Below are 22469 nucleotides of genomic sequence, written 5' to 3' on the forward strand. Positions count from 1 at the left end.
TTAATAGAATAAATAATAAATCAAAAAGAACGTGATAAACTATGGCACCAGAATCACTTGAAATCATTGGAACAGCGCATGTATCAGCTAAAAGCATTGAAGAAGTGAAAAATACCATCTTAGAGAAAAATCCCGACGTTGTTGCTGTTGAATTATGCTTAAACCGTTATCAAAATTTATTGAAAGAAAGACAGGGAGATTCAGCAAAAAATGATTTTCAAATAAAAGAACTGCTTAAAGGAGATAAATTGACTCTTTTTCTTCTCAGTGGATTTTTGTCCTATATGCAGCGGAAGATAGGGGATGAAGTTGGTGTAAAACCAGGATCAGAGATGATGGCTGCAATCGATGCAGCAGAAGAAGTTGGTGCAAAAGTTGCTTTAATAGATCGTGACATAACCATAACTTTAAAACGTGCTATAGATAAAATGACTTTTTTTGAAAAAATGAAATTTGTATATGGATTAATAGCTTCCTTTTTTAGTAAAGATGAAACTATAGACGATATAGATAGTATAACTGAAGGTGATGCCTTAAAAGAGGTTATGGGATACTTCCAGGAAATGTCACCCAAAGCTTTCGATGTTTTAGTTACAGAAAGAGATGCATATATGGCTAAGATGCTTCTTGACATCAATGAAGAAAATGTTGTTGCTGTTGTTGGTGCGGGGCATAAAGAAGGGATAAAAAATTATATGAACAATCCTGATAAAATTCCGCCACTGTATAAACTCATGAGTCTTCAAAAATCCAGAATTTCATTTAGCAAAGTTATTTTATTCTCAATTCCCTTAATATTTATTTTAATTTTTTTATTTGCATTTTTAAATGGAATTAATGTTAAAACCAGTCTTATTGAATATATTCTACTTACTGGAATTCTTGCATTTGCTGGATCAATTCTTTCTGGTTCGAAGATTTATTCTGCCATTACCGCTTTTTTAGCTGCACCCATAACTGTATTACACCCTCTGCTTGCTGCAGGATGGTTTGCTGGGCTTGTAGAAGCTAAATTAAGAAAGGTAAATATGGATGATCTTTCTGATTTTGGTAAATGTGAAAGTTTAAAAGATTTCTGGCAAAATAATTTGTTCAGAGTTTTAATTGTTACAGCCGGGGCAAATATTGGGGCCACTATAGGGGCTTTTTTAACAATACCCAATGTTTTCTATCCGCTTTTAATTAAAATTTATGAAATAATTTATCCAATACTCGGTAAAATTTTCGGATGGGGATAAGCTTAAAATTAAAAAAAATCCACCAAATACCTTATTTTATGAAAAATAAATTAATAATAATTTTTCAAATAAATATTTATGTTAAAAAATTTTAATTAACTAATATACTGTGACTAATTCATGAATAATAAGCAGTGATCATCAATTTAAATATTAATAGTGATTTCATGTATATCATATTTAGATGTGACTGCGGACGTGCAATGTACTCAAGAGAGGATGTTGTGCAAAAAAAATGCGTCTGCGGCAAAACATTCAAAATAAAAAGCAGGAGAATTATTGCACGATCTGAAGACGTGCGAAATGCATCAGAAAAAGTAAGAGAATTGCAGGAAGAAAAATACGGTGGAGCATACTTTACTACCGCTGATAAAATTTGAATATAACTCCAGATAGTTATTTAATTAAGAATTAATAAAAAAATCTCTTTGTAATCTCATGACTACCAGCATATATAATATCACAAAAAAAGGCGAAAGAAGAAATATTGAATTTAAAGAACGCCTGAATAAAAACTATCATCTTCAAAAAGATAGAAAACAACGCCTTGCATCCCAGATGAAATATAGAATGGAGCGGGGTAATGGTGAAGCTATTTATTTTGTTGGCGTTGACGATGATGGTAATCTTATAGGTCTTAATGAAAAAGAGATTGAAGAATCATTATTTGTTTTAAAAAGAGTGGCTGAAGAAATAAATGCGATTATTTTAATGGTTGAAAAATACCCTGCAGATAATGGAGAGATAGCCCGGGTGTTTATCGGGAAAAATAATGGTTTTAAACGGGATCATATGCTTGTGGGTGTTGCTGGACATGTAGACCATGGGAAAAGCACACTAGTTGGAACCCTCACAACAGGAAATCTTGATAACGGTTCTGGTAGAACAAGAATATTTCTTGATCTTCAAAAACACGAAATAGAAAGAGGCCTCTCAGCAGATCTTTCATTTGCAATCTATGGTTTCTGCAATGATGAAGCTATGCGGATAAAAAACCCTTTGAATAAAAAGGATAAGGCAAAACTGGTTGAAAAGTGTGATAAATTAATATGCTTCGTTGACACTGTAGGCCATGAACCATGGCTCAGGACAACAATACGGGGAATAGTAGGTCAAAAACTCGATTATGGGCTTGTTACAATTGCAGCCGATCAGGGGCCAACCCACATTACCAGAGAACATCTTGGAATAATAATGGCCATGGAATTACCAGTAATAGTGGTTATTACAAAAATTGACATGGTTACTGCAGAAAAGGTAAAAGAAACCAAAGAAAAGGTATTTGAACTCTTAAAACTTGTTGGAAGAGTCCCTTTTATGATAAAAAGTAGTGATGATGCTGAATTTGTCGCTCGAAATGATAATCCTCATCTTGTGCCAATTATAAATGTATCATCATTAACTGGTGAAGGATTAGATCTTCTTGACAAATTATTTTTAAATTTAAAGATTCCAAATAAGGTAGAAGAATCACTGAAGCCATTTATGATGTATATAGATAAAATATACTCTGTTGTAGGTGTTGGGGTGGTTGTAAGTGGTACAATAAGGCAGGGAAAAGTAAAGAGTGGTGATAAATTACTTTTAGGCCCCGATGGATCTGGAAAATACATGGATGTCCGGGCAAAGTCCATTGAAATGCATTACTGCAAAAAAGATTATGCAGAAGCGGGTGATGTGGTAGGAATTTCAATAAAAGGTGTTAATATTGATGATATCAAACGAGGTATGATTTTATGTGATTATAACTATGAAAGAAGTTCTGTTAGAGAATTTGAAGCTGATGTTGCCATCCTCGTGCATCCTACAACAATTAAAGAAGGTTATGAATGTATAACTCATATTGAAACTATATCAGAGACTGTGGCTTTTGAACCTCTTGATAAAGAATTTATGTCTGCTGGAGATACAGGTAAAATTAAAATGAGATTTAAATACAGACCTTTTAATATCAAAGAAGGTCAGAAAATAATATTCCGTGAGGGAAGGAGTAAAGGTATTGGTTCAATAACCAGAATTATTGAATAACTATAGAATAAGCTTATTTATTTCATCACGCATTTCACATGCTTTACAAACATTCGAAGATGAAGGTTCCCCACATTTTTCACATTCATATAAAATAACGGGCTTTTTTTCTAATTCAAATGTATTTTTAAAGGATTCAAGTATATTTAACTTTGTTCCTTTTCTTTTTGATTCCATTTTATTTAGATATTCCTTCATTTTAGATCTTGCCGATGTATATGAGTATGGACACTCTGCAAAATGTACTTCTATATTATTCAAAACAGCCCATGTTCCCACATCTTTTTCAAGGACATTCCAGAGCGGTTTAATCCTTGGAATGAGTTTAGGGTGAATTGCATCAAGTTTTGGGCCGAACTTTGAAAATCTCCTGAAATCAGCTCTTGAAAATGTCATTAAAAATGATTGTATTTCATCGTCAAGGTTGTGACCAGTTGCAATTTTAACTGCCCCTTCTTCAAAAGCCGTCTTATTAAGCAAATATCTCCTAAAAACCCCGCAAGGTATACAGGCGCTCTTATAAAACCCAATAATATTGTCAAGTTTAAAATTAAATTCATTTAAAAACGACTTTTCAATTAGTTTTATCCCCAGATCTTCAGCATTTTTCCTTGCTACCTCTACGCCTTCATTTCTGTACCTTGAAATCCCTTCATCAATACTTATGGCAATCAGATCAAGATTAAATTCATCTTTGAATTTATCCATCATATGTAACGTTAAAATACTGTCTTTTCCACCAGAAAGAGCTATAGCTACCTTTTCATCCTTTTGGAGCAAATCATAGCCATAGATGGTTTTTTTAACCGTTTTTTCCAAGTATTTGTTAAAATTTTCAGCCTTAACCATAAAAGAACCTTGCACAAATATATTTTTGACAAATTTAGCATTTCTTATAAAAAGCAGCGATAACTTGTATTATTCAGATTTTTAATATTGGAATAAAAATTTATATCATTTCATACATATATAATCCTATGATAACTGCAGAACTTACCCTGATTCCCATTGGAACCTCCAGTACAAGTTTAAGTAAATATATTGCTTCTGGAATTAATGTTTTAAATGAAATGGGAATTAAATATGAAATAAATGGAGTAGGGACTATAATAGAAACTGACAATGCTGAAAAACTATTCGATGCTGTAAAAGCTGTCCATGAAACCATATTCAATGAAGGGGCTCAGAGAGTCGCAACCCATCTTAAAATAGATGATAGAAGAGATGTTGAAAAAACAATGGAAGAGAAAGTTAAATCAGTTGAACAAAAGCTTAAATAAAGCTTATCCAACATAAAATGATTCTAAATTCTCCCGTATTAAACTTTATTTTATTTCTTTTATTTATTTAATACTTCTTTTGATCCTTTTTTAAGGGTTGAAACTATTTTTTCAAGGTCTTCAGGGCTTAAACGAGGATGTACTGGTAAAGAAATTACTTCAGCTGCTGCTTTTTCTGCTTCCATGCAATTTGCTTTAAATCCTAAATCTTCGTAAAGCTTCTGTTTATAAATTGGCCTTGGATAGTGTATCCCGGTTCCAATTCCATTATTATTTAGATATTCAATCAATTTATCCCTATTTCTTGAAACCCTTATAGTATATTGATGGAATACATGTTTAACATCTTTTTGAATAAAAGGAGGCTGAATCCCTTCTATATCTTTAATTTTTTCAGTTAGATACTCCGCATTTTTTATACGCTTTTCATTAAAGTTTTCCAGCTTTTTAATTTGAGCTACACCTATAGCTGCAGAAACATCAGTCATTCTGAAATTATATCCTAAAATAACATGTTCATATCTTTCACTTTCTCCATGTGCCCTTAATGCGCGTGCATCATGATCATAGTCAGCGTTTCTGGTTGTTATAATTCCCCCTTCACTGGTAGTGATATTTTTGGTTGGATAAAAACTGAAACAACCCATATCTCCAAGAGCCCCGGCATTAGTGCCCTTATAAACAGCCCCATGGGCCTGTGCAGCATCCTCAATCACTTTAAGATCATGATTTCTGGCTGTTTTCTTAATTGGATCCATATCTGCCGGTTGACCGTAAAGATGCACCGGTATAATTGCCTTTGTTTTATCAGTTACTGCTTCTTCAACTTTTTCCGGATTAATATTATACGTTTTGGGGTCTATATCAACAAACACAGGTTTTGCCCCCACATAGAGTATGGAATTTGCTGTTGCTGCAAATGAAAATGGAGTTGTAATTACTTCATCTCCTTTACTAATTCCTGCACAAAGAAGGGCTATATGTAATGCTGTAGTCCCTGAACTGGTTGCAATTGCGTGTGGAATTCCGATATAATCTGCAAAAAGCTTTTCAAATTCAGCTACTTTTGGTCCTTGAGCTATAAATCCTGATTTTAATACTTTTATTACCTCTTCAATCTCTTCATCACCTATAAATGGTTTAGCAATAGGAATCATTTTTCACCTCATAACTGGACTAGTAATTAAGAAAAGTAATAGTCTTTATGTATAACGATGTTATTTAAGAAATTACCATTATTTAAATATCTATTATAATTAACCTTACATAAATATTTTTCATCCATTTACGATTTTAGGAGCATATAAATCATTAAATCATGAATAAAATGAAACTGTTTCTCTTAACAGAAAAATAAATATTATCTGAATAAAATTTATACTTATTTTTATATTAAGTTCTTCTGGTTCTTAAAATATATTTAAATTCCTTCAGGAAATTATTAGCAATCAGATTATTGTTTTAATTTCACTTTGAGTGTATAAAGTCCAATAATAAGTTAAATGGTTATTATATGCTCATAACATGCTTTTGAAATAAACCACTATATCCTTTAAAACTGGAAATAAAGACTAATTAGAGCTTATTTTAAACCTGATTTTCCGAAACCTTTATATGTAATAGTGCATAATTAGTCCCTACCCAGAAAAATATTCCTTAGGGATATTTTTATGTTTGCAAATCTGCAATGCAAAGATTTGCAACCGCAAAAAATTGAAAAAATTTTTTGCATGATTGGGAATCGGAGGCGGTATAATTACGGGGAAACTGTTATTTACAGTCCTCTTAATCGCCAGTTTATCACTGGGCGGTATTTCTAATGTAAGTGCATTAGAAGAGGGGATTGTACAAACACAGTCTGTTAATACCAATACTGTAAATAAAAGTATATATACAGAAACAGATGATGAGAATATTTTAAAAGAAACAGCCGAAACGCAAAAAAAGGCTGAAAAAGACATAAAATCAACGCAAAAGGCCAGTGACAAAAAACATACAAAACACAACAGAGTTCAAAGAAGTAACAATGAACGGTCAGTGAATACACAAAACAAGAACACAGTTTCAATGGAAACTACAAGCACTGAAAGTACAGCTAAACCTGTTACAGAAAACTTAAATAATACACAGAAATTAGACAATTCAACTGAAAATTCAGTGAATAAAAATCTAGTTAGTACAAGTAAAGAAAACGAAAGTACAGTAACCACGCCAGTAACTCAAAATACCACAAATCAAAGCAATAAAAACTCTCAAGAAGAGCCACAAGCTGCATCAGGGAACACATATACCAATACACACGGTATCTGGTTAAATGCTGGAGATGTAAGCAAAATTTCAGTAACCGAGCTTAAAAATGCAAATATTACCGACATATTTGTTAAAGCAAATCTGGTTTCAACTCCAACATACAAAACTGTATTAAAAGATATTGTATCTAAATTCCAGAACACCGGAATAAGGATACATGCATGGATTACATGTTTCAAAGATGCTGAGGGTAACTGGGTTGATCCAGCAAACGCTACACATCGCCAAAACTTACTAAATACAGTTAAAGATATTGCAAAAAATTACAATATCAATGGGATCCATCTCGATTATGTGAGATATTCTGGAGTTGGGGATAATGCAGCTAATAAGCATGCAGGTGCAACAGAGAATATAACATCATTTGTACGTGATGTTTGGAACACAGTTAAAGCTATTGACCCTGATATTGCTGTTTCAACTGCAGTAATGCCTGAAGGATCATCCAACGCATATATCTATGGACAGGATTACGCTAAACTTGCCCCATATGTTGATTTCCTTGTACCAATGATTTACAAAGGGAATTACGCTAAAGATACTGCATGGATTGGTACAACAACAAAATATATAGTTGATCAGGCTGGTGAAAAACCAGTGATTGCAGGACTTCAAGCATACGTTTCAGACTACGATACAACCAAATTATCCGCAAGTGAACTTAACCAGGACATTAAATCAGCGGCAGATAATGGAGCATCAGGATACGTCTTATTCAGGTATGGAACAATAGATGAAGACTTCATAAATCCACCTAACTTTACCTTAAGCGAAATTAAGAGTGCAGCAAGTAGGATCAAGTCATTCATTGATATTAATCATAGACTTCCAAACCATGTAACAATAGGCACAGCCCAGATTTCAATGTCTGAATTCCTGAAATTAATGACCAGCGGTTTAATTCAGTTAAACAATGGAACAACTACATCAATTAAGTTTCTGGGTGTATCTGGACCTCAAGAATCTACAGGAACATTCAAAACAGGAAGTATCAGTAAAAAAGAATATATGGATATTGCAAAAAGAATAAACACATTTATAGATTCCAATAATAACGCTCCAAATTATGCATCAAGCAGTTTAGGAAAAGTTAATTATGAATCTTTAGTTTATATGTTTGCAAAAGTATTCAATTTCTACAATACAAACAATGCACTACCAAATAACGTTGCAATGGATTTAGCATTTAAAGTTTCACCTTCAAATTCAAATGGAACAGCTACAACAATATTCAGCTTAGCTCAGATTCAAAAAGCAGCGGCGAATGTCAAAAAGTACATTGAAACAAATCATAAACTACCGAGCTACGTAACTGTAGGTACAAGCAAGATAAACCCTGAAGATTTCCTTAGATTAATGCTCATAGGTACTATAGAAATCAATGATGGGGCAAAAATGCCATTATCACTAAAAGAAATTGGCACTCCAGCAGCAGCAGCCGAATCTATAAAAAGCGGTGATTTAACCAAAGATCAGTACCTGGATCTTGCAAAAAGAATTAAGGCATTCATAGATGCAAATGGTAAAATACCAAATCATGCAACTACTCCACTTGGAGAAATGAAATATGAATCCTTTGTTTACATGTTTGCAAAGATACTCGGCTTTGCTGATTCAAACAACAGACTACCAGCTACTGTTTCAGTAAATTCATGGAGTTCAATTTCAACACCAGTTATTTCGGGTGCACCAGTGCCTGCAGATTTACAGAAATATCTAGCAGCGACAGCGAACTGTCAGGTAACCAATGCACAAATTAAAGCACTGGCAGCAAAAATAACAAGCGGTAAAACTACCACATATGCGAAAGCAGTGGCCATATTTAACTGGGTGAGGGATAATATTGGTTATTCCTTCTACTATAATACCAAAAAAGGAGCTGTAGGTACATTAAACGCAAAAACTGGAAACTGTGTGGATACAGCACATCTTGTTATTGCTCTTTCAAGAGCTGCAGGATTACCTGCAATGTATGCCCATGGTAGTTGCAGATTTACCAGTGGTAGTGTATACGGACACGTTTGGGCCCGAATATGGGTAGACGGTAAATGGTATGTAGCAGATGCAACAAGTTCTAAAAATAGTCTGGGTGTTGTAAATAACTGGAATACAGCTACATACACTTTAAAAGGTACATATGCTTCATTACCTTTCTAGGTAAATGCATATGTTCTATTTTTTATTTTAAAATATTTTAAGAACTTTTAATCATATAAAGTCCTATTTTAATGCCATTAAATAATTCAGCAATATTTAGAGATCCTAACTTATTTTTTAAAATATTATAGGCATTTTTTTGAATCATATCTTCATTTAGAAGGATTCTAAGATCAATATTTTCAATTCCGCCTTTTTTATATTTCTCCAGAATATCAAGTATGATTTCTCTAACTTCTTGGTCATTTTGACTTATTTCATCAATATTCTCTTTAATATACTGTTCTGCGCGTTCATTTCGTGTTATTAAAGGGGCTTCAAATATCATATTTGCAATAACATCAAATGTATCAGATTTATCTATTTTTTCGGTTTCCTTTATAAAATTAATATCAATCCGCATTTCATGAAGCATATCTATAAATTTTCGTCTTTTATCATCATCAACCCATAATTTCTGTAATTCTTCAGGGGTTTTTATCTGTTTTTCAATGAATTTCCTTGTGATGAGTTTATATTCGGCATAAGTTACTTTTTTACCGTCAAATTCCAGTTCTATCTCGTTCATTTTAAAACTCCATAAATATGAATAGATTATAACATATTTATTTCATAATTAATATTTCTTAAGTTAATTTAAATTAAACATTGAAAATTATCTTTTTTAATTCTTTAATATTAGCATATAAAAACAATATGCCTTCAGAATCTCTGTCCGGCTCAGAATAAACAGCAACTATGCCTTCAATGTCTATTTTTAAATCTTTTCTTCTTTTACTTCTCTGATGGCTGTTGATCTATATTTTCACCCTATTTGACAAATCCTCCCGTTAATTCCCAGCAACCACTAAATGGTTCGTTTTTTCTCTTTACCAGTACAATATCCCTGTTATCACGTGCAATAATTATATCTACTGTTAAGTCAGGACTCTTCATCTAAATACCTCCATATAATTATTTAATATTAATATTGTATTTCGTATTATTTATATATCAATAAAATCATATTTTTTTAAAGAGTAAATATGAGGGATTCTCCTGGTTAAATCAAACATTCATAAAGAAGTTAATAATAGCTCTAAAGAAAGAAAACGTGATAATTCTTTAAATAGCTCTCTTAAAAACGTGGATTTAAACCGTAAACTAATGGTTTTTACCTTCGAATCCACCTATAATTCATGGATGAGTGCAGGATTAGGCGCCCTTGTGGGTGGATTATATATCGCTAGAGTAATGTATTTAGAAAATGAATCACCATTATTGATTTATATTGGATATGGGGCAGTTTTAGTAAGTATTATTCTTTTTTCATTATCCTTCATATTTTTTAAGAAAAATATAGATACTCTCAAGAAAAAACAGGTAAAAAGAAGCGTTTCATTAATATTAATTGCGTTAATCACAATAATTTTGATAATAGGGGCTGTATTATCTTTAATTTTAATTATGGTAAATTAAAAAGAAAAAAGTAAAAAATAATGTAATTACATCATTTTTGATTTTTCTTTCTCTATATTTTGAGCAGCTTCCATCTCCTCATTATCGCTTAGAGATTCTTTAGTTTCAAGGAAGAGCTTTTCTTCTTCTTCCTCCACATGATGTTCTACAGACTCTTTTAACTCTTTGAATTTAGACATCCATTTGCTACTGCCTGTGTCCATTTTATCTAATTCTCTAAGCAATTGTTTGGCTTCTTCATGCTCTTCAATGCCATGTTCGACCAGTTTTTTATCCACTTTTTTTGCTTTAGGGTAATAAAATTTCTCTTCGCCCATCATGTGTACTTCCAACTCTTTTTTAATTTCGGGGAACTTGGAAGTGTCATTTTTACTTATAGTTTCCTCAAAAAGGCCTTTAACCTCTTCATGGTCGTGAACTAGCATCCCATATAATTTTTCATATGTCATTATTTATACCTCCAATATTTGTATTATTTTTTCTATTATTATTAATACTTAAATCTGATCAGTTCAATATTTAAGATACATAATCTCCAATTCAAAAATCCATCTTTTTAGTCAATTTGAAAAAATTTAATATTTTTTTTCCAGCAATAATTAGATTATACCAATGAAAATTGACATTTTTTGACATTTTTTACCCCAAATAAACGGCACAGTAATCTCAATTATTAATTTGGCCAATGGTCTTGCGGATTGTGGTCATGAAATCCACATCATAGCATCTAAATTCAAAAATATAAAAGAATGAAATTCAAAGAAGATATTAAAAAAACATAACCTGACCAAAACTCTCGACATATGGGGAAAAAACATATGCTGAGCTATTAACGAATAAATAAAAGAATATGAACCTTTATCATAATACATATAACTATACATTCTTCTATTCGAATATTGCCATCAATTTATCTTTTTTACCCCAAAATATAATTGCTATTGCAATTGCAGAAATAATAATTGTTAATAATACACTTCCTGATGGATCAGCCGGTACACTTAAGACTGATGGCACATCACCCAATACACTGCCCTCAGTACTAACTATTAATGCCACATAGAGGTTATTCATAATATGTATTCCAGTTGCAGTTTCAATGCTGTCCTCGCCTAAAGTGATTATACCCAACATTAATCCCATTATAGACGCTTCAATCACTGGAAAGATGCTTAAAGTCATGTTACTCCCATTCATTACGTGAACAAGCCCAAAAATGATAGAAGTAGCTAATAGAGGTACTATTGGCTTTTTAGTTAGCAATCCAAACCCCTGCATTAAATATCCTCTGAAAAATAACTCTTCAAATGATGCTTGAATTGGAAATGTTACTAAACTTATAATAAAAAGAATTCCAAATGTGTTTGGATTAAAGGTAAATTTATAACCCTCTGGACTAATCAAAAAAGTTATTAAAGTATATATTCCTAAAATAGCAAGCCAGACCACAGCCCCCTTTAATACTCTCATCCAGTTAATCTTTGATTTTGTAGTAATAAATGATATGAAGCTTCTAAGATGAATAAAGCGCATGCAAAGATACAAAACTAAATATGATGCCCCAAATCCAATTAAAGACAATGGTAATAAAAAGAATGGATTATATAGATATCCATTATATGTGGCCATGGAAAAATTGCCCTGTATGATCAGATATATCATTAAAATTATGCCTATTAGGGTACCTAAAGCTATTTGTATACCCCATGTTGCCCCTATTGTAAGCAGATATCTCCACCAGTTATTTTTACCTTCATATGCATTGTTCAAAAATTCTATTTTAGATATGATAATTCCTCCTTCATCTACATAGATAATAAAACAATTTCCTATTTAAACATTGAGAAACTTATTATAGTTAATTCAACAAGTTATAAACCATTTAATCAAATTAAAAATATCACATTTATATCTCAAATAATGTATCAGGCTAAATTATGGAAATAAAAACTATTAAAGAGGGACTGGTTACAGTTAAAGCCCCTGAATTTGATAAAATATCATCGAAAGCGCCTGTTTTCTACAACCCAGTTATGGAATTAAATAGGGACTTATCTGTACTGGCAATAAAAGCTTATCAAAAGGAATTAGGTCGTGAAATCAGTATTTGTGATGCCTTTGGCGGAAGCGGCATCAGAGGAATAAGATATGCAAAGGAAATAGATGATGTCTCTAATGTAGTTATAACTGACATTAATCCCCTGGCAGTTCAATATGCAAATGAAAATATTGAAATAAACAATTTAAACAATGTTAAAGTATATAAAGAGGATTCAAATATCTTGCTTAGAAAATGCAGGGGCAAATTTGATGTTGTGGACATAGATCCTTTCGGTACACCCTCCCCCTACATTGAATCTGCTGCAATTAGCCTTAAAGCGGGCGGAATGATATGCGCAACTGCCACTGACACTTCTGCACTATGCGGAACTTATAAAGAGCCGTGTATCCGAAAATATAGTGCCAAACCCCTTAAAACTGAATACTGTCATGAGATTGGAATCAGGATTCTTGCTGGGTTCATTGCCCGCACTTTCTCCAAATATAAAAAGTGTATTGAAGTGAAATTTTCACACAGCAGCGAACATTACATGAGACTCTATGCAGTAATTAAAAAAGGAGCTAAGATAACCGATGAATCCCTAAAAAACATAGGTTACATAATGCACTGTGATAATTGCCTCTATAGAACATTGATTAGGGGTTTTGCCCCCAAAATACCTTCAAGTTGTCCTGTTTGTGGAAAAAACTTTAAGATTTCAGGTCCTCTATGGTGTGGTAGTATATTAAATTCTGATTTCATAAAAGACATGCTAAAAAATATAGAAGATACAAAGATAAATCAGGAGAATAAAGCCTTTAAACTGCTGAATACTGCGTATTTAGAGGTAGATGCTCCTGCAACCTATTATGATATCCATCAGGTCTGTAAAAATTTAAAAACAAGTGCTCCACGTCTTGATGATGTCATTGAAGCCCTTAGAAACGAAGGTTATTTTGTATCCAGGACTCATTTTAAACCAACTGGAATAAAAACTAATGTCCCATTAACTATTTTAAAAGAAATCCTGCTTAAAAAGCAGTGATTCCTTATTCAGGCTATTGATTCAAAAATAAATGAATAAAAAAGTTTATTCATAGTCTAATGTTCCCTGAGTATAATACTGTTGAAGTTCTGAGGCATGTTGAAGCTCGAAATTCCTGTATGGTAAGTCAAAGTACGGTAAAAGCATTCCTTTGAGTGTATAATAATAAGCAGGGATTATTCCGTATTCCCTTCTGGCTATCTCAAAGTACAATGGATATCCACAACCCTGAGTAATTATAGGGTTTCCACTCCTTGCCGTTCCATGCCATACCATCGGAATAGGTCCTTCCTGGCCGTGATCTGCTGCTTTTTTATATACATGATCCATTGCCTCTTCATACGTGTCATAAACCTTTCCATCTGATTTATATTTATATCTACCATCAGGAACTCCAAATAAAGCTACTTTAAGAGAATCTAAATAATTTATATTTCCTGTAGCTCCTGTTCCTTGAGTGTCAATAAACGCCATTTCTATTATGTAAACGTTTCCTTCCATGTAGCTTCTGTAGTTAGAACTTCCTGCAAAGTGCACAACAAGAGCACATTTTGATCCTCTTTCTTCAGCATACTGTGCTAAAAGCTGAGAATGTGGATGTCCGGGATACATGTCTGGATTGGCAAGTTTAACGAATCCCAGTCTTCCTAAAGGTTCTATAGTGCCATTTGCACTTGAAACAAAAATTAATCCCCCCATAAGCAGGAGTATTATTACAATAACTATTCCCCATCTCATTCCTTCACCTATTACATAGTGAGTTTTTGTTATTTTTTAATTTCATAATTGATAAATTTTATATTAAGATTCTAATTTTATTCTTTTAGATATATAAAGATCGTTAATGTTCATTTTACATCATAGTAATTAAATGTTGTCATGAGTTATGATATGAAATTTATATGAAAAAATCATAATAACACCAGTAACTAAAAATAAAAGTTGAATATTGAACTAACGAATTAATTAAATTTTAATTCTTTTTAATATCCTTAAGTAGCATGATTTATATAAAATGACAGCCATATAAAGTATCGGCTTATGCCAAAAAAGAAAACGGAGGTGAAAAGGTGAATATCGTAGATAATATAACAAATTCATTGAAATATCCTTTAGGCGATTGGACAAAAATACTCATTTTGACTGTTATATCCATAATTCCAATTGTAAACTTTATGAGTGCAGGATATATGCTAAGAATCATTAAATCGACCTTAGCAGGTGTTGATGAGGTGCCAGGATTTGACGATCTTGGAGAACTGTTTATTGATGGTATAAAAATACTCATTGTGAGCATTGTTTACATGATTGTACCACTAATAATATATTTCGTTGCATTATTCCCATTAATGTTAAGCGACCCAAGTAACCCTTCTGCCCTATTATCTGGTATAGCAATAGTTATTTTGTTAATAGATATTATAGTATCAATAATATTTGCTTTAGTACTATATCCTGCTATTGTTAACATGGCATTGTATGACAGTGAAATTGGAGCAGCATTCAGATTCAGTGAAGTATTAAATAGAATCAAAGCAATTGGATGGGGAGACTACATACTCTGGATAATAGCAATAATGATAACTTCATTCATTGTAGGAATTATTGCTGGGATAATTGGAGCTATTTTAATCATTATCATAATAGGTCCTTTATTATGGATTGTAGCTAGTGCCTACCTAACAATGTTCCAAGCTAGATCTATAGGCATATTATTCTCTGAATCCCTGGAATAATTACTAAAAAAGATTCAATCAAACAAAAACTCTTTTTTTTATTTTTTTTATTTTACCAAAAAAATCAATATTATTCTTTAACTTAAATATATTCATATTTAATTATCAATATTACAATATTTTATAATATATTTAAATAATATAAGCTATATATTAAACATTGTTCATATAATTTATATTATTTACAGGGGTTTAAACATGGACGATGCAGATGATGTGATAAAAATTGATGAAACAGACAAAAAAATCCTCAATTTATTAAATAGAGACGGTAGGATGTCATACCGGAAAATTTCACGTGAATTGAATATATCCGTAGGTACGGTGCATAACAGAGTGGATAAATTCATGAAATCAGGCATTATTAAAAAATTCGTTCCCCAGATAGACCATTCCAAACTTGGTTATAAATTAACCACCGTTATAGGTGTTAGAGTTAAAGGAGGAGTTTTAAGCAACTGGGAAAACAAAACTGCCTACCATAAAAATGTTATCGGCATTTATGACGTTACCGGTGAATTTGATGCCATATTAATAGCAAAATTTAAAGATACTACCGAACTGGATGCCTTTGTTAAAGAATTATTGAGAGAAGGCGATGTGCAGAGAACATATACACAGACCGTTTTAAATATAGTTAAAGAAGATATGGGTTCCACAGATATTTTTAGCCGGTAAGGCAGTTTAAATTCAAATAACCCAAAAATGTCTCCAGAATCTTTATAATTTTTCAATTTTTAGGGGAAATCATCCCCATAAATTTTTCTGAATTAACTTCATCATTCGTAAGAGAAATTACGTATTTATCGTCTGGTTCTTCAATCACCAGAGCAATAGGAAATATTTCAACAGTTAAAAAAACCTGACTTTTATTTTTAATAGTTACTGTCTGTATTATTGGGTGAATTGTCCTATTATCAAGCTCAATAGCCTTTCCAACTATTTTATTTTTTTCTGGTTTTATACTACTTTTTATTATCTTATGAATTTCATTTATATCTGATTTAGAGCCATGAAATTCTCCTAAAATTGTTTCTAATTCCCTCATGAAATTCGTTTTAATCATTTTATCCCCGCATTTTTCTAAGTTCACCAAATAACGATCTTACAGGTTTTTTGGTAAATGCCTTTAAAGATTCAATGACAATCCATAAAAGTCTTAATTTTATTTCTATTAATATAGAACCGTCTATACGTTCCTTATTAAAATCAGGGTCAACTGTGAAATTAGTTTTAGGAAAAATATTAATTATAGAAGCTAAGCCCAATAAATAACCATTCAATATTGCCGTATCAACCGGACTTTCCAATCCAATAATAGAATTGATTGAAATTCTTTTAATAGAAACAGATCTTAAAAATGCCTGAAATATGCGAAGAATGGATGGTAAAGATTCCTCAAGATACATTAATATCTTTGGAATCCTATTAAAATTTACTTTTTTTTCTTCCTTTCTTTCCTTTTTTTCTTTTTTCGGTTTTTTCTCTTCCGATGGAATTTTTCTATGGATTAACCTAATTCTTAGCCAGCTCAATTTAAAATGCCCTTCATTTACAGGACCCCTTCTGTAAAGATTCATTGAAATTTGAAAAGGAACCAGCAAAATCCCTATTAGAATTAAAATGATAATAAGGATTATGATGGCTGCAATAAGATATGCCAATTATGATCCACTCTTATTATTATTTTACATTGTTCCGGGCTCTTTAAATTCTTCTTTACCCTCTTCTCCTTTTTTACCCATCATTTTTCTTCCTTTTTTTCATCATTTCGCTAGGTCCACCTTCTTTTTCAATCATTCTCTTAGCAGCATAACCTAAATCTTCTGCAAGTTTAGATACAGGACCCATACCGCGCACTGACAGTATTTGTACTCCTGATGGGCCTTTAACATCTTTAAATGCGACTATTACTGATACAGGTTGTATTCCTGCCCCTCCACCTGCACCTGCGCCCATACCTTTCTGACCAGGCATTCCTCCGCTTCCTGATCCTGATCCAAACATCAGACCAATTTTGGTTAAAGGAATTATTACCTTATCTTCAACTTCCATTGTTTCTCCAATTACATTATCTGTGGCTAAAACTTTTAAAAGTTCATCAACTGTCGTTTTAACCAAATTACTCATATTTTCCATCATTTCTTCAGCCATGTTTATTACCTCCTGAAAAATAATTCTAATATACCTATGTAATACTAGACTTAAATAATTTATTAATTATCTGCTGATTATTGTATAATAACAAAATAACGTGAAAAAAGCCGTTTCAGCCAATAAAATCTGAAAATATGCCCATCTTAATTATGATTTAACCGCAAATAAGTAATATTGTTATTTACAAATATTATTAAAGATGATTGATTGTCATTTAAAATTCAGATTTTTATTGATGAGGAGGATTTATGAACTTCAATAAATTATCAAAAATCATAAAAATAGCAGAACTTCACTTTGTCTTCGGTGGATTTTTATATTTCAGCATTGGAGCACTGTTAGCCGTTTTACTGAACTCAGAATTTATTTTAAGTAAGTTTTTATTTGGTTATGCAATCTTTTTCATGGCCCATCTTTCAATGCAGTTCAGTAACGAATATTTCGATATTGATTGCGATAAACATGGGAGCCCAACACCTTTTTCTGGTGGTAGTGGAGTTCTGGTTGAAAATCCAGACTTAAGAAAATTTGCTATAAATTTCTCTGTTACATTAATGATTATTTCTATTGTTATGGCAATAGTTTTCATGGTCATTTACTCCTATTCCTTATGGTTCCTGATTTTTGTTGTTTTTGGGAACTTATTAGCATGGTTTTATGCTGCACCACCCATAAAATTGTCTTACAGAGGATTAAGTGAAGTAGCAACCATTTTAACTGGAATTATTTTTCCGGGAATGGGATATCTGACCATGACCGGAACTTTAGATTTTCCTTTTTTCATTTTTGCACTGGCTATAATGCTTTATCAAACACTTTTTATCAGCGCTGTTCAAATTCCTGACATGGAAGTTGATAAAATAGGGGGAAAAAATACAATTATTGTAAAAAAAGGCCGTAAATTTGGATTTACTTTAATTGGAGTTTCTGGACTTTTAGCTACAATTTATTTCCTTTTAATTTCCCAAACAAACCTGTATCCTTCCATCAATTTCCAAATCATATCCATAATTTCATTAGTTCCTTTGATATTTGCTATATTAGCTTATTATTATAGAACAGAGGACAAAATAGCTGCCATGAACTTAGTAAATCGTGTTCTTTCTTCTTTATTTGCCTTTGGAATTTTAGTAAATCTTTATTTTGTGTATCTACTGATATAATAATGGCAAGGTAAAATGAGCAATGAAAATTTCAAAAATACAGTTTTAATTACTGTAGTCCTTGGATCATTCCTTATACCTTTTATGGGGACTTCTCTCAATGTTGCACTTCCTTCTATTGGAGAAGAATTTATATTAGATGCAATTTTACTAAGTTGGATTCCAACAGCATTTATTTTAGCTAACGCTGCACTAATACTTCCATTTGGAAGATTAGCAGATATATATGGGAGAAAAAAAATTTTTCTTTATGGAATTATAACTTACACATTTGCCTCATTTCTTGCAGGAATATCCTCCTCAGGCATCTCACTACTAATATTCAGTTTTTTACAAGGTATTGGCTGTTCAATGATATTTGGAACTGGAGTTGCTCTTATTTCTTCAGTTTTCCAACCTAGAGAAAGAGGAAGAGCTTATGGAATTTATGTCGCCGCAGTTTATACGGGAATTTTTAGTGGGTTAATATTAGGAGGATTTCTAGTTCAACAACTTGGATGGAGAAGTATTTTTATCTTTAACATTCCTTTTGGCATTTTATTAATATTAATTGTGTTATTCGAACTTAAATTTGATTGGATGGGATCTAAGGGGGAAAAATTCGATTTTATCGGTTCCATACTATTCTTTTTTATAATAATTGCTCTGATGCAAGGATTTTCAATGCTTGCAGAAAATTTAGGTAAATTTTTGATATTAACTGGAATTTTAGGAACCATAGTTTTCTTAAAATATGAAAATAGATTAAAATATCCTCTTTTAAGGGTATCTATCTTTAAAAATAGAATCTTCACAATTTCAATACTTTCTATTCTAATAATTAATATTGGGACAACTTCAATAACTTTTTTATTGAGCCTCTATCTTCAGTATCTTAAATTATTAAGTCCTGAAGCTGCAGGGATTATATTGGTATTACAGCCCCTCTCTGTGGCAATTCTATCCCCTTTTGCAGGTAGAATGTCAGATAAAATTAACGTTCGCATAATTGCCTCAATAGGAATGACAATTACTACCATCGGACTCTATTCATTTACTTTTTTAAATGAATACACTCCTCTAAACTTCATAATTTTTGGATTAATTCTTGTTGGAATAGGGTTAGGTCTTTTTTCATCTCCTGCTACAAATGCAGCTATGAATTCTGTTAGCAAAAAAATATACGGGGCTGCTTCAGCAACCGTTTCAACAATGGTGTTTACCGGGCAGGTTCTAAGCTTAGGAGTTGTTATTCTGATTTTTGCCATATATATTGGAAATGTCCAAATAACCCCCCAATATTATCCCTTATTCCTAAAAAGCACCAATATTGCCTTTATTGTTTATACAGTAACCTGTTTTATGGCAATATTTATACTACTTTTAATGGATAACGATAAGACAGTATCTACTGAAAATAGTTGATTTCAGCCTATATTTCAAGATTACTCCTTATTTTCTCAATTATTTTCATCCGAACATTTTCTGGTATTTTACGGACCCCCTCCTTTGATTTCATTGTGCTGAAGCCAAAAAAAGGATCTTCAAAAACAAGACCTTCATATTTTACTTTTTCTCTATATCTTGGTATGAAATGCCAGTGCACATGAGGATTTGGAGGATCTTTAAGGTATGATGAATTCATAAGACATCCCCAATTAAACATTGTTGAACTAAATGCATTTTTTAATGCAGATTGTAAATTCTTTACTATACTACTGAAATCGTTCCATTCTTCATCTTTAAGTCCTGCTAAATCACCTTCTTTCCTTTTTAATGCAACTACGCAGGTACCTAAATTTTTCTGGTCAGGTGCTAATAAAATAAACCAGTATTCAGTCTCTAAAATTAAGTCCCCGTAATTATGGCCCTTCAGTACTTCAATGTGTTTGGATTTCATATTTATTCCACAGTAGTATGTCTGAAATAATTCTTTAAATCTTTTTTAATTTAATTTATTCTTACAAAATTTTATTAGATAATTAATACTAATTATTACTAGATAAATTTAAATTAATATTCCAATGGTGTAAAAACATGGAATTCATTGATTTTAAAGCTGAAGAAATGGATGAAGAAGAAAAAAAGCGCTTCATTGAAGAACTAAAAAAAGATTGCATCTGTCATGCTTGTCCAACCTACAATACATGTACCCAAAAAAGTAAAGAACTTTTTTATTGCATTTTAGGCAGCAGTGATTGCCCTATTCATGAAAGAAAATGTTTATGCCCGCAAGATTGTCCTGTATACCTGAAATATGGATTTAAAAGTTCTTTTTATTGCTCCAAAGATAAAGATATTAAAAGAAGTAAACTGGTATATGAGAAAAAAGTTTTGAGGGTTTAATTAATATTTATGAAAATAATTATATAAATTATTAATAACTATAACTAACAAATCTATTACAGGTGATATATATGGATAAGTTTGAACAAAAAATGGATGAAATAGGCCAGATGTCCGAAGATGAAAGAAATAAAGCAGTAGAAGACTACAAAAACCAATGCATTTGTCCAACATGTCCTACATACAATGAATGCGCACAAAATGCAAATGAAAGACTATTTTGCGCATTAGGAGCTAGTGAAAACTGCATTAGCGAAAATGATTATGAAACCTGTAAATGTCCTGAATGTCCTCTAGCCCAAGCACTTGATGTTGGAGAAATTTACAACACTTACTGCATAAAAGGAGGAGAATTAGAACAAAGAGAAAAACAACATGAGTTAGACGTAATTACTGGAGGAGAATAACCTCCATATTTTTTTTAATTATAATAATTAACCTCTATTGAGAAAAATATTTATTTTAACATTCACTTATTTTTAATAACATAAAAAGGCGTATTAAATTGACTTCATTAATTTATTCAGATAATTATAAAAACCATAAAACTGGTAGTCATCCTGAAAATCAAAAAAGATTGGATATAATAGTTAATTCCCTTAAAAATGAAGGTATTTGGGATAAAATTGATATATTAACGCCGCAAGCCGCGTCCGAAAAAGATCTTTTAAGAGTTCACACAGAAAGCCATGTGAAATACATTAAAAGTCTATGTGAAGGTGGAGGAGGATATGTTGACTATGATACCTTTGCATCACCTCAAAGCTATGAAACAGCCAAAATAGCGGCTGGTGGTGCGATTAAAGCCGCGGATTTAGCTCTTAATCAGGATATAAATGCTTATTCAATTGCACGGCCCCCTGGCCACCATGCAACTCGAGATAGAGCCATGGGATTTTGCCTTTTTAATAATTTAGCAATTTCACTGGAATATCTTAGAAATATATATAAAATTAAAAAATTCTTAATAGTAGATTTTGATGTTCATTACGGCAATGGAACCGCGTCAATATTCTATGAAGACCCTGATGTCCTCTATATTTCTATTCATCAAGATCCAAGGACTATTTTCCCAGGATCAGGCTTTGTAGAAGAAATTGGTGCTGGGAAAGGTGAAGGATATAATCTCAATATCCCCATGGCCCCCAGATCAACAACTGATGACTATATTTACATGTTAGAGAAAATTCTCGGACCTGCAGCTTCTAAATTTAGTGCTGACTTTTATTTTTTGGACGTGGGTTTTGATGGGCATGTAAATGATCCTCTCTCAAGTTTAGCTCTCACTGATGATTTTTATGAATATATAATAAATAAGATGAGAAGCATTACAAAATCAATGGCTTTAATTTTAGAAGGAGGATATAATTTAGATGTGCTTTCAAGGTGTAACATTAAAATGATAAATGCACTGAATAATATAAACAGTAAAGATTATTATAAACATAAACTGAATGTCAGAGATGTTAACCAAAACACATTTAATCAAATAAAAGATATATTTTCCCCATTTTTTGAATTTTAATGGTGA

General features: G+C 31.9%; 25 protein-coding genes. 14 read left to right on the forward strand and 11 right to left on the reverse strand.

The genetic code is table 11. From position 1 onward, the window contains the following. Positions 1 to 41 precede the first annotated feature (41 nt). From QMD61_01500 to QMD61_01510, 3 genes are all read left to right on the forward strand, one after another. On the forward strand, positions 42 to 1238 hold the full coding sequence (locus QMD61_01500) for a TraB/GumN family protein (protein MDI6723302.1): 1197 nt from the start codon (positions 42 to 44) through the stop codon (positions 1236 to 1238). A 167-nt stretch (positions 1239 to 1405) separates the two neighbouring features. Then, positions 1406 to 1618, forward strand: a complete 213-nt coding sequence (locus QMD61_01505; protein ID MDI6723303.1) for a DUF1922 domain-containing protein — start codon at positions 1406 to 1408, stop codon at positions 1616 to 1618. 58 nt (positions 1619 to 1676) lie between these two features. Beyond that, positions 1677 to 3266 carry a GTP-binding protein gene (locus QMD61_01510; GenBank protein MDI6723304.1) on the forward strand — a complete coding sequence of 530 codons (1590 nt, stop codon included), beginning with the start codon at positions 1677 to 1679 and terminating at the stop codon, positions 3264 to 3266. Here the strand turns inward: QMD61_01510 and QMD61_01515 are convergent, their stop codons facing one another. Next, on the reverse strand, positions 3267 to 4115 hold the full coding sequence (locus QMD61_01515; protein MDI6723305.1) for a TIGR00269 family protein: 849 nt from the start codon (positions 4113 to 4115) through the stop codon (positions 3267 to 3269). A gap of 128 nt (positions 4116 to 4243) precedes the next feature. On the opposite strand from QMD61_01515, the gene QMD61_01520 reads away from it, so the two are divergent. Continuing rightward, the gene (locus QMD61_01520; protein ID MDI6723306.1) at positions 4244 to 4546 is read left to right on the forward strand and encodes an MTH1187 family thiamine-binding protein; all 303 of its coding nucleotides are present in this window, start codon (positions 4244 to 4246) and stop codon (positions 4544 to 4546) included. Between the two features lie 59 nt (positions 4547 to 4605). Here the strand turns inward: QMD61_01520 and QMD61_01525 are convergent, their stop codons facing one another. Beyond that, positions 4606 to 5703: a DegT/DnrJ/EryC1/StrS family aminotransferase gene (locus QMD61_01525; protein MDI6723307.1), complete on the reverse strand. Its 1098-nt coding sequence runs from the start codon at positions 5701 to 5703 to the stop codon at positions 4606 to 4608. Positions 5704 to 6280: 577 nt separating this feature from the next. Between QMD61_01525 and QMD61_01530 the strand changes: the two genes are divergently transcribed. Continuing rightward, positions 6281 to 9013 (forward strand): pseudomurein-binding repeat-containing protein, encoded by a 2733-nt coding sequence (locus QMD61_01530; GenBank protein MDI6723308.1) that lies wholly within the window; start codon positions 6281 to 6283, stop codon positions 9011 to 9013. Between the two features lie 37 nt (positions 9014 to 9050). Here QMD61_01530 and QMD61_01535 read toward each other — a convergent pair whose 3' ends face one another. Together QMD61_01535 and QMD61_01540 are read right to left on the reverse strand one after the other, a co-directional pair. After that, positions 9051 to 9581, reverse strand: a complete 531-nt coding sequence (locus QMD61_01535; protein MDI6723309.1) for a type I restriction-modification enzyme R subunit C-terminal domain-containing protein — start codon at positions 9579 to 9581, stop codon at positions 9051 to 9053. Positions 9582 to 9823: 242 nt separating this feature from the next. Next, a complete protein-coding gene (locus tag QMD61_01540; protein MDI6723310.1) occupies positions 9824 to 9949 on the reverse strand; it encodes an NUDIX domain-containing protein in 126 nt (41 codons plus the stop codon). A 246-nt stretch (positions 9950 to 10195) separates the two neighbouring features. Between QMD61_01540 and QMD61_01545 the strand changes: the two genes are divergently transcribed. Continuing rightward, positions 10196 to 10471 carry a hypothetical protein gene (locus tag QMD61_01545; protein ID MDI6723311.1) on the forward strand — a complete coding sequence of 92 codons (276 nt, stop codon included), beginning with the start codon at positions 10196 to 10198 and terminating at the stop codon, positions 10469 to 10471. A 26-nt stretch (positions 10472 to 10497) separates the two neighbouring features. Here QMD61_01545 and QMD61_01550 read toward each other — a convergent pair whose 3' ends face one another. Further along, complete coding sequence (locus tag QMD61_01550) at positions 10498 to 10920, reverse strand: hemerythrin domain-containing protein (GenBank protein MDI6723312.1); 423 nt, start codon at positions 10918 to 10920, stop codon at positions 10498 to 10500. 439 nt (positions 10921 to 11359) lie between these two features. Next, positions 11360 to 12241 carry a type II CAAX endopeptidase family protein gene (locus QMD61_01555; protein ID MDI6723313.1) on the reverse strand — a complete coding sequence of 294 codons (882 nt, stop codon included), beginning with the start codon at positions 12239 to 12241 and terminating at the stop codon, positions 11360 to 11362. A 167-nt stretch (positions 12242 to 12408) separates the two neighbouring features. Between QMD61_01555 and QMD61_01560 the strand changes: the two genes are divergently transcribed. After that, entirely contained in the window at positions 12409 to 13557 is a 1149-nt protein-coding gene (locus QMD61_01560; protein ID MDI6723314.1) for a tRNA (guanine(10)-N(2))-dimethyltransferase, read from the forward strand. Positions 13558 to 13602: 45 nt separating this feature from the next. On the opposite strand, the gene QMD61_01565 is transcribed toward QMD61_01560, so the two are convergent. Next, positions 13603 to 14295: a hypothetical protein gene (locus tag QMD61_01565; protein MDI6723315.1), complete on the reverse strand. Its 693-nt coding sequence runs from the start codon at positions 14293 to 14295 to the stop codon at positions 13603 to 13605. Between the two features lie 332 nt (positions 14296 to 14627). Between QMD61_01565 and QMD61_01570 the strand changes: the two genes are divergently transcribed. Both QMD61_01570 and QMD61_01575 read left to right on the forward strand, forming a co-directional pair. Continuing rightward, positions 14628 to 15293: a DUF4013 domain-containing protein gene (locus QMD61_01570; GenBank protein ID MDI6723316.1), complete on the forward strand. Its 666-nt coding sequence runs from the start codon at positions 14628 to 14630 to the stop codon at positions 15291 to 15293. Positions 15294 to 15491: 198 nt separating this feature from the next. Continuing rightward, positions 15492 to 15971 carry an Lrp/AsnC family transcriptional regulator gene (locus QMD61_01575; GenBank protein MDI6723317.1) on the forward strand — a complete coding sequence of 160 codons (480 nt, stop codon included), beginning with the start codon at positions 15492 to 15494 and terminating at the stop codon, positions 15969 to 15971. A gap of 52 nt (positions 15972 to 16023) precedes the next feature. Here the strand turns inward: QMD61_01575 and QMD61_01580 are convergent, their stop codons facing one another. From QMD61_01580 to QMD61_01590, 3 genes are all read right to left on the reverse strand, one after another. Beyond that, complete coding sequence (locus tag QMD61_01580) at positions 16024 to 16359, reverse strand: hypothetical protein (protein ID MDI6723318.1); 336 nt, start codon at positions 16357 to 16359, stop codon at positions 16024 to 16026. 1 nt (position 16360) lies between these two features. Further along, entirely contained in the window at positions 16361 to 16957 is a 597-nt protein-coding gene (locus QMD61_01585; protein MDI6723319.1) for a DUF2953 domain-containing protein, read from the reverse strand. A 73-nt stretch (positions 16958 to 17030) separates the two neighbouring features. Then, on the reverse strand, positions 17031 to 17447 hold the full coding sequence (locus QMD61_01590; protein ID MDI6723320.1) for a spore germination protein GerW family protein: 417 nt from the start codon (positions 17445 to 17447) through the stop codon (positions 17031 to 17033). Between the two features lie 251 nt (positions 17448 to 17698). On the opposite strand from QMD61_01590, the gene QMD61_01595 reads away from it, so the two are divergent. Further along, positions 17699 to 18613 carry a prenyltransferase gene (locus QMD61_01595; protein ID MDI6723321.1) on the forward strand — a complete coding sequence of 305 codons (915 nt, stop codon included), beginning with the start codon at positions 17699 to 17701 and terminating at the stop codon, positions 18611 to 18613. 15 nt (positions 18614 to 18628) lie between these two features. Then, positions 18629 to 20017, forward strand: coding sequence for an MFS transporter (locus QMD61_01600; GenBank protein MDI6723322.1), 1389 nt, complete (start codon positions 18629 to 18631; stop codon positions 20015 to 20017). Between the two features lie 7 nt (positions 20018 to 20024). Here QMD61_01600 and QMD61_01605 read toward each other — a convergent pair whose 3' ends face one another. Continuing rightward, positions 20025 to 20492 (reverse strand): HIT family protein, encoded by a 468-nt coding sequence (locus QMD61_01605; GenBank protein ID MDI6723323.1) that lies wholly within the window; start codon positions 20490 to 20492, stop codon positions 20025 to 20027. Between the two features lie 137 nt (positions 20493 to 20629). Here QMD61_01605 and QMD61_01610 point away from each other — a divergent pair, with 137 nt between their 5' ends. From QMD61_01610 to QMD61_01620, 3 genes are all read left to right on the forward strand, one after another. Beyond that, entirely contained in the window at positions 20630 to 20938 is a 309-nt protein-coding gene (locus QMD61_01610) for a DUF2769 domain-containing protein (GenBank protein MDI6723324.1), read from the forward strand. 71 nt (positions 20939 to 21009) lie between these two features. After that, positions 21010 to 21345 (forward strand): DUF2769 domain-containing protein, encoded by a 336-nt coding sequence (locus QMD61_01615; protein ID MDI6723325.1) that lies wholly within the window; start codon positions 21010 to 21012, stop codon positions 21343 to 21345. Between the two features lie 98 nt (positions 21346 to 21443). Further along, complete coding sequence (locus QMD61_01620) at positions 21444 to 22463, forward strand: histone deacetylase (GenBank protein ID MDI6723326.1); 1020 nt, start codon at positions 21444 to 21446, stop codon at positions 22461 to 22463. Positions 22464 to 22469 lie beyond the last annotated feature (6 nt).

Origin of the sequence: Methanobacterium sp., from assembly GCA_030017655.1 — an archaeon.
Classification (GTDB): domain Archaea; phylum Methanobacteriota; class Methanobacteria; order Methanobacteriales; family Methanobacteriaceae; genus Methanobacterium_D.